The 7,762-nt window shown below is 48.1% G+C and carries 4 protein-coding genes; 1 reads left to right on the top strand and 3 read right to left on the bottom strand.

The features are described from left to right. On the top strand, window positions 1–1,236 hold a 1,236-nt coding region (locus tag QZ918_RS22775; protein ID WP_293338605.1), incomplete at its 5' end, for a lipoxygenase family protein. Between the two features lie 495 nt (window positions 1,237–1,731). Here the strand turns inward: QZ918_RS22775 and QZ918_RS22780 are convergent. The 3 genes from QZ918_RS22780 to QZ918_RS22790 all read right to left on the bottom strand — a co-directional run. Then, window positions 1,732–2,529, bottom strand: coding sequence for a DUF5829 family protein (locus tag QZ918_RS22780; protein ID WP_293338607.1), 798 nt, complete (start codon window positions 2,527–2,529; stop codon window positions 1,732–1,734). Window positions 2,530–2,928: 399 nt separating this feature from the next. Beyond that, window positions 2,929–6,822 carry a PatA/PatG family cyanobactin maturation protease gene (locus tag QZ918_RS22785; protein ID WP_293338609.1) on the bottom strand — a complete coding sequence of 1,298 codons (3,894 nt, stop codon included), beginning with the start codon at window positions 6,820–6,822 and terminating at the stop codon, window positions 2,929–2,931. 709 nt (window positions 6,823–7,531) lie between these two features. Next, on the bottom strand, window positions 7,532–7,762 hold a 231-nt coding region (locus QZ918_RS22790; RefSeq protein WP_293338611.1), incomplete at its 5' end, for a hypothetical protein.

The following is a 7,762-nucleotide window of genomic DNA, read 5'->3' on the forward strand; positions in this document are numbered from 1 at the left end:
TACGGAGAGATTCTGCATGAAGATAATCTAGAAGCAGCACTGCAATCCGGGCGACTTTATCTGGCAGATTATTCCAAGCTCGATAGTTTAGTCAATAGCGATATTGGTGGGCTTCCCAAGTATATGTATGCTCCAATCGCATTATTTGCAGTACCGCCCGAACAGTATCAAGATCGAAATTTACGACCAATAGCAATTCGCTGCCAGCCAGTTCCGGGGGATGACAATCCTATATTTACGCCCCTAGATGGCGACAACTGGATGACAGCTAAAACCGTCGTGCAAATGGCAGATAGCAATTACCACGAGCTGATATCTCACCTAGCTCAGACTCACTTATTTATTGAGCCTTTTGTTCTGGCAACTAATCGCTGCTTTACCGATAATAGTCATCCTGTAATGGTTTTGTTGAAACCTCACTTGCAAGGTACTATCTTGATTAATTACGGGGCACATAAGAATTTATTAGCACCAGAAGGGCCTATAGACTTGTTATTGAGTGCCACTATAGGCAGTAACGGCCAGCTAGCCATCAAAGAAGCGATGAGCCACTTAGCTAACTTTAATGAAGTTGCCTTCCCCCGAACTTTAGAAAAACGCGGTGTCAATAATTCCCAGGAATTACCGATTTATCCTTATCGAGATGACGGACAACTAATTTGGGATGCCATTCATCAGTGGGTGGGCGAATACCTGCGCCTGCACTATTCTAGCGATGAGTCCGTAGTGGCCGATCGACAACTGCAAAATTGGGCTGGTGAATTGTTTGCTAAGGGACACTGCTATATTGGCGAAAATGCTGACGGTCGGATTGCAAGCTTAGATTATTTAGTAGAGGCTATCTCTACGGTAATCTTTGCAGCTAGCGCCCAACACGCTGCTGTTAACTTTCCGCAAAGCGGTTTGATGACTTACGCACCAGCATTTCCTTTGGGTTGCTATTCTCCAGCACCTACCAACCCCGCACAGCAGCAAAATTTCATGGGTTCGCTACCGCCACTAGAGCGAGCATTACTCCAAATAGAAGTGCTTTTTTTGCTGGGTTCAGTTTACTATACGAACCTGCTCGATTACCCTGCTTCATCTTTTGTTGAGCCGCAGTTGAAAATAGCTTTCGACAAATTCAAGGTAAACCTGAATGACATCGAAGCAAAAATTCTCGAAGCAGATGCCCAAAGGCTTGTGTCTTATCGATTTTTGCAGCCTTCAAAAATCCCGCTCAGCATCAATATTTGAGTAATACAGGACTTACGCACGGGAGGCACAAAACCAGGGTTCTGCGTCAATATTCATCTAAAAAGCGACGATTTTTGTCAGAACCCGGAGTTTTTGCGTAAGTCCTATAGCGATCCTAAATCATTTGCATAATTCTTGTAGGGGCAATCCCCCCGTGGTTGCCCAAATCGCCCGGAGGGCCGGCACTCTTGGCACCGCCCCTACATATCTGCATGAATGATTGGCTCTCCTGGGTTTATGGTGAAAATTGTATCTCAAACCACAAAATTTCTCCAATGTAAGTCTTGAAACTCATACCAGGATTCAGATAGGCTTCACTTATCACCGAATAGCCAGGAGAGCCGAATGATTTAGGATTGCTATATAATATAAAGCTTGAGGGCTGACATTATTGGACATGACGCAACTGATAAATAGGGTAGCAAGCGGTTGCCAAATTTATCAGTTGCACTACCAAACAAAGGAGTATCGCTATTTTTTAACTTATTGCTTCAGTTATCCAAACTGCCAAATTGCCAACTCTCCACCCACATTTAACTGTGCATTATCACCGAAAGTGAACTTTCTTTCCTGATGAGCTATCGCCTTCATCGTGCAAACAACCTTGCGAATTCGATAACTTGGAGCAACTTTCTGAGATACTTGTAAAGTAAAACCATGAGAACGATAGGTAGTAATATCTCCTGAGCAAGATGAGTGATAGCCAAAGACTCGAAGTAGTAATGCTAGTTCCTCGTGTTCCGCTAAAGTCAATTCAAGATGAACTTCTGAAATGTCGTCAAATAAAGAAGTTTCGGAGGTAGCAAGGTTTTTTAGATAAGCAGCACGGTCAAAGCAACCAGCACTGGTAAGTTGGATGTTTTTATAATCTAAATAATCCTGATGGAATTCCATCAACCACGCACTGAAGGCTTCTCTCTCTGATTTGAGCGCCAAATAATGAAACCAGGGTACTTTTCCATCTTCGGTTTGACGAATTTGCAAATCAGAAAACGTTTCTTGAGCTACTAAGGATTTTAGCTTTTCATCTACAATATCAATCTGTCCGGCTTGTTTACTATTGAAACCAATACCCGAAAAACCTTCCCTAAACCCTTCAGCACCCCCCGGAGCAAAAAGCTCAAGATAGCTATGTTTCCCTCTGAGATAGGTTCCCGCCCAACTCTCTGTATCAGTTTCTACAGTATCTCTGGATATTGTGCAGAATTCTTGGCTAATGAACTCTGATTTGGCGATTGACTCTAGCGTTTCTGTGTCGAGAGTAATATATAAATGGTTAAATTCTATTCCCATGTTTTTACTTCTTGAGCCTTAGCAATACAAATTGTGGAACAGACAAGATGCCTGTTCATAAAAACTCTTTAGCTTAAGTCGCGGAAAGGTATTAGGATTATTTGTGAACATAGGTGTCAACTTAAGACTGAAACCCTTGATAAATCTAGTTCACAGCCGAGTCTAGATCCCCGTAAATCCCCCTTAAGAAGGGGAGTAGGGGTTGACTTCGATCGGACTCTTGTCCCCCCCTTCTGAAGGGGGGCTAGGGGGGATCTCGCCTTAATAGTCAAACAGCAGTCTCTAACTGGGTTAGACGTTAAGTTGACACCAATGATTCCTAAAATTACGAGTACCTCGAAGGAAGTTCTGGAATTGCCCAGAACCTCACGCCATAAGGACTCTTGTGGCGTGAGTCCGTCACCGCTGCGTTCCACTCCCTTTACCAGGGATTGACCAGCTCTTCACCTCACCCAAAGTCACCGGCATCGGCTGCACCACATCAAGGGTAAAGCGGAAAACCTTGCGTGCCCGACTACTGCTTTCCGGGTCGAAAAACTCAAGATTGACATCCCAACAGTCACTGTTGAGGCGACAGAAGGGGCTTTTTTCGACTGTAATGGTGTCGAGTTGACGACTTTGGACGATCGCCCGAGCAAAGGTCACAGCAGCTTGGAAGATGTTGGTGGCAGCGAAATTGAGGGCGCGATCGCGCGAAGTCTGCCCCAAATTCCGCAGATCGTTGTAGACTCGGTTGAGGAAGGAGGTCAGAGCTTGTCGCACGATCGGTTCTTGGGCTTCGTCTAATTGACGAGAGATTCGCACCATCGCCGCGTTCACCAGAGCATTCACTTTCCAGCCGTACATCCCCCGCACGTCATGTACTTTCACCACGGGCACAACCGCACCGGAGAAGAGTTCCACCGTGCTGTTGGTACGTCGGGCGGGGACGCTGATCCGCTCTACAAAATCATCGCTGGCTTCTGCCTCCAGTTGCCCCGCCAGCATCAGCAGGAACATCTCGTATATCTCGGCTGAAAAGGCTCCTGTTGGCTCTAGGACATAGATTGTGTCTCCATCTAGGCTCAATGTCCAGATTAAGGAACGGCTTTCATCGGGGTTGCGATCGAGGTGTTCGATCATCTGACGGGCATCGTAGGGGTCTGCGGGGACCATGATGCCGTTTACTTCGGCGGGAGCCATCAGTTGTTTGAAAGTGTCGCGGCGGGTTTCATCTCCAAAATCGTAGCCGATAGTCCCTAGGGCGTAAACGTTGCCAGAGTAGGCGGTGCTGGCTTCCACTGTGGCGGGGTCAGCAGCAGCAGTAACGGATGCTTCCGTGGGTGTAGCAGGAGTGGCGGGTTCCACGGCCCGGCTGCTATCAGTAGCCATAGCGCCGATGATGCTTGCTGGGGCAACCGTAGCACTAGGCATGGTATAGCCAGCGCGTTCGGTGCGGGTCACTTGGTCGCCCGCAAAGGAAAAAGTGACGGAGGGTTGCCCAAACAGCACCCTCATTGAACCTGGGATATTGACAAAGCCGCGCAAACAGCGTTCTGGTTCGGCGACAACGGCCGGGTCGCAGGGAATCGCGGTATTGAGCAGTGCTATTCGGACGGCTTCGGCATCGACGGGTTTGCCTTCTTGCAGTTGCAAACTCATCAGCAGCGCAGAAATGCCCGTCATCACGGGGGCTGCCATGCTCGTTCCTGTTAGGCGCACGGGTTTTTCGGTGCAGGGTTGCGCCCCTAAAATATCTTCACCTGGAGCGAGGATGCCTTCTTGTGTGTTGTTGCCACCCCAGTTGCTAAAGTGGGACGGCGTACCATCGACTTTTGCAGATCCCACTGCCAAAGTTCCCGGCAGCACGGCAGGCAGACACCAGCATTCGTTTGAATTGTTCCCTACCGGGGCGACGATCAAGATATTGTTGTCTTGACATTTCTTAATCGCTTGAACCAGAATCTCTTCCCCAACACTTGTTTGAGTGGGGCGACAAAAAGCGCAGTGGATAATATTTGCACCCAACTCTAGGGCTAACTCGAAGGCACGGGCTAAGTTGAGGGGAGACAGTACATCGTCATAGTTCCCTAGAGCTAAGGCATCATGGGGCATATTGATTACCCGGCAGTTGGGAGCCACGCCGAAAACAGGGCTGTGCTCTTGACCCACGATGGTACTGGTGACGTGGCAGGCATGGTCGTTGAGTTCAACCCGCGCCTTGACGTTTTCTGGTAAGGCAGCGTCGATCGCATCTTCTTTCTCTTTACCCTTGAGCCCCTTGTCCCGGATTGCTTGGAAGGCAGCGTAATCTTCTGGGCTGATTGGATCTGCTGGTTCGTGCCAGTAGGGAAAAACCTTGGAGACTTGAGCTCCGGCAAAACAGGATAATGTGTGATCGGGGTCGCCGTCTATAATTACAATCGTGATGCGGGGGTCGCCGAGGGTTTGGTTGTGGAGTTGGGCCAGTCCGGGGATGCGATCGTCCAGGTCATGGGGGTGGAGTGGCAGCGATAGTTTGGTTGCAGAACTTTCAACTTCACTGGCTGAAATCCCCGCCGACGAGCTTTCACCCTCAGCGACACTGGATGAATCTAGAGCCTGGGCGATCGGATCTGAAGGAGCCAACTCAACAGCCTCAGCCCCAGTTTCCTCAACTTGCGCCGAGGTATTTTCAGGACTTTCCCACACCTGAGCCGACGGAATTTTTGCCACTAGCCCAACTGACTCAAGCTGATTTCCCAATACTTCTGTCTCAGTAGACTCAGATTCAGCCTCAACTCCCCCAAATTCAATCTCACTAGCTGAGACCATAGCCTCAGTCAACCCTTCCGCGTCATCAACCTCAATCGACTCCAACCCACTTGCTTCGACATTGCGGTTAGGCAACGATCCAATCGCAAATTCTCCCACAGCCGACTCTTCCAGATAGTCTAGACCCGTCGCCCGACCAAAAGCATCGCTATCCCCAATCCCCCAACCCGAGGGAGCCAGACCCATACTGGTTGCCACCAAGTAAAAGTTTTGCATTAGCACCCCAACGTTCTTAAGTACCGTTGCATAACCCATAGAGCGATATCTACGGAAGAGCCGACCGAACCGTGCCGTAATCACCAATAGCACTTGTGGACATGGATGCAGTATAACTTTGGCCAAATTATAACCTAACAAAGCTACAATATCATCCTCTGATTCGACAATCAGCTCGAGCTGGTGATTCAGAGGGTCGTAGTGATACACCCCTGAGTTCAATCCTTGACAATGCCGTACCACCGGATAAATTTCCAATTCATACATTGCCCCGCCACCGGGATAGGGACGACGGCTCAATTCGCCATAGTCAACAGCTGGTTTATGATCTGGAAGTCTTTGCCAAGTCTCAGCGAACCAATCTTCTGCGTTAAGTAATTCCTTAACACGGGCCGTGCGATACAGTAGTTCGCCCAGTTGCTCGATCGAGATTGGATGGTTGTTATCATATTCTCGAACCGATTTTCGTGTTTCAATGGCTTTCGTGAGCGTAGTATCGTTATACATCAATGCCTCCAAATTCGGACGCTGCAGTAAAACAATCTGGTCGCTCATGGGCGGTTTCACTACTGGGAAATCTGACCACTGCTCAATGTCATAATCTGTGACTGGGTAGTCATGGCGGCCGTTACGGCTGCGGCTGTGGAACAGCAGGTTATGAAAATCCCAAAGTTGTAGCGAGGGAAGTTCAGGGTCAGCCGTCAGAAACCCCGCTGCCCAAAGCAAATTGAGGAACTGATAGGCGGTTTCTGGACCCAGGTAGGGCGGTGGTGTAAGTGTGCCTAAAGTTTGGGGCTGGGCAAGTTGAGCCAGCAGCGCACTTGCTCGCCAGTCGAGGAGCTTGACCCGAAACTTCGAGAGAGGGGACTCCAGCACCATTGTGCCTTCGTAGGGATGTTGATAGGCAAAGCGGGAGAGGGTGAGACGGGTTTGTGTCCAGTAGGGTTCGGTCAGATTCAACTCGGCGGAATCCACCATCGGGATCGCCACTGCCAGTGGCAACACGGCATAACTCAACCAACCCCGCTCATCCAATTGTTGTAGCATCTGCCCAAACTGTTCCCCGGCAGCCTGACCATCAAGTTGGGCTAACCCTTGCACGAGTGATTCGGGGGTGGTATTGCCTGCCTTGAGATGATCGAGAGCCATACCGATTCCGGGCGTTGTGGCAAGGGTGAGCAAAGCCGTCGGCTCGGATTCTGCCGATTGCAGGGTGTAGTAGTCTTCGGTGTTTGTGACCTGGATATCGGAATTGAGGGAAATAGCGAAGGGATGATTGTTCATGGTGATGGTCAGTTACAAAACACGATTAGGTGGGTGAGTCGATGACAGCAGAGTGTTTGCTACAGATGATTGACGGAGAGACTATAGAAGAGGGTGACCGGAAGATTGATATGTAACATTATTTTTTTGATTGATTTTCTATTACTTAGGACTTACATAAGATGAACCTATTTTCGTCATTGCGACCACAGGGAAGCAATCTCTTAACCAAGATTTTTCGTATCTTGTGCGTAAGTCCTGTTACTGTTTGATTATAAAAAACTCCAGATATCGATCGGCTATTCTAAGTTTTGATCTGTTCATCAGAGTCATTTTCAATAAAAATCAATATATCGGGGATGCGGTTGACATTCATCACGTCGATCGTAGTAGAAACAAAAATTTTCTAATCGGCTTTTCTCTAACTCTGACTCTTTAACAGCAACAGCAGTACATGATGAGCTCGAACAAACTGAAGACGGCGGTCTTTGAGACGATTATTTTGAAGCATAGAAGTTAGGGCTATCATCTTAATTTGGTCTAATGACTTAAAACAAAAACCGATGAAGACGAGGTAGATGAAGAAAATGCACAAAACTCAGGATAAAGTAAAGTTTTGAGCGCAACTCAACATCTTTAACCTCGTCAACAATGTACAGCCTAGGAAATCACTGGCATAGCAACTAGAGGTTCAGTATCGTGCCACTCAAATGAACTAGGCTATATTTTCTTATTCGTAAGCACAAAAACAAGCAGTCACAGATGCTTCCGCACCATCGTAAGCACAGATACAAGCAGTCACAGATGCTTCCGCACCATCGTAAGCACAGATACAATGAGTCACAGATGCTTCCGCACCATCGTAAGCACAGATACAATGAGTCACAGATGCTTCCGCACCATCGTAAGCACAGATACAATGAGTCACAGATGCTTCCGCACCATCGTAAGCACAGATACA

Origin of the sequence: Microcoleus sp. CAWBG58 (assembly GCF_020883045.1) — a bacterium.
In the GTDB taxonomy this organism is placed as follows: domain Bacteria; phylum Cyanobacteriota; class Cyanobacteriia; order Cyanobacteriales; family Microcoleaceae; genus Microcoleus.

Excerpts from the sequence above, each read along its gene's own strand:
- QZ918_RS22780 (WP_293338607.1), bottom strand. The coding sequence starts at position 2,529 with ATGGGAATAGAATTTAACCATTTATATATTACTCTCGACACAGAAACG.
- QZ918_RS22785 (WP_293338609.1), bottom strand. The coding sequence starts at position 6,822 with ATGAACAATCATCCCTTCGCTATTTCCCTCAATTCCGATATCCAGGTC.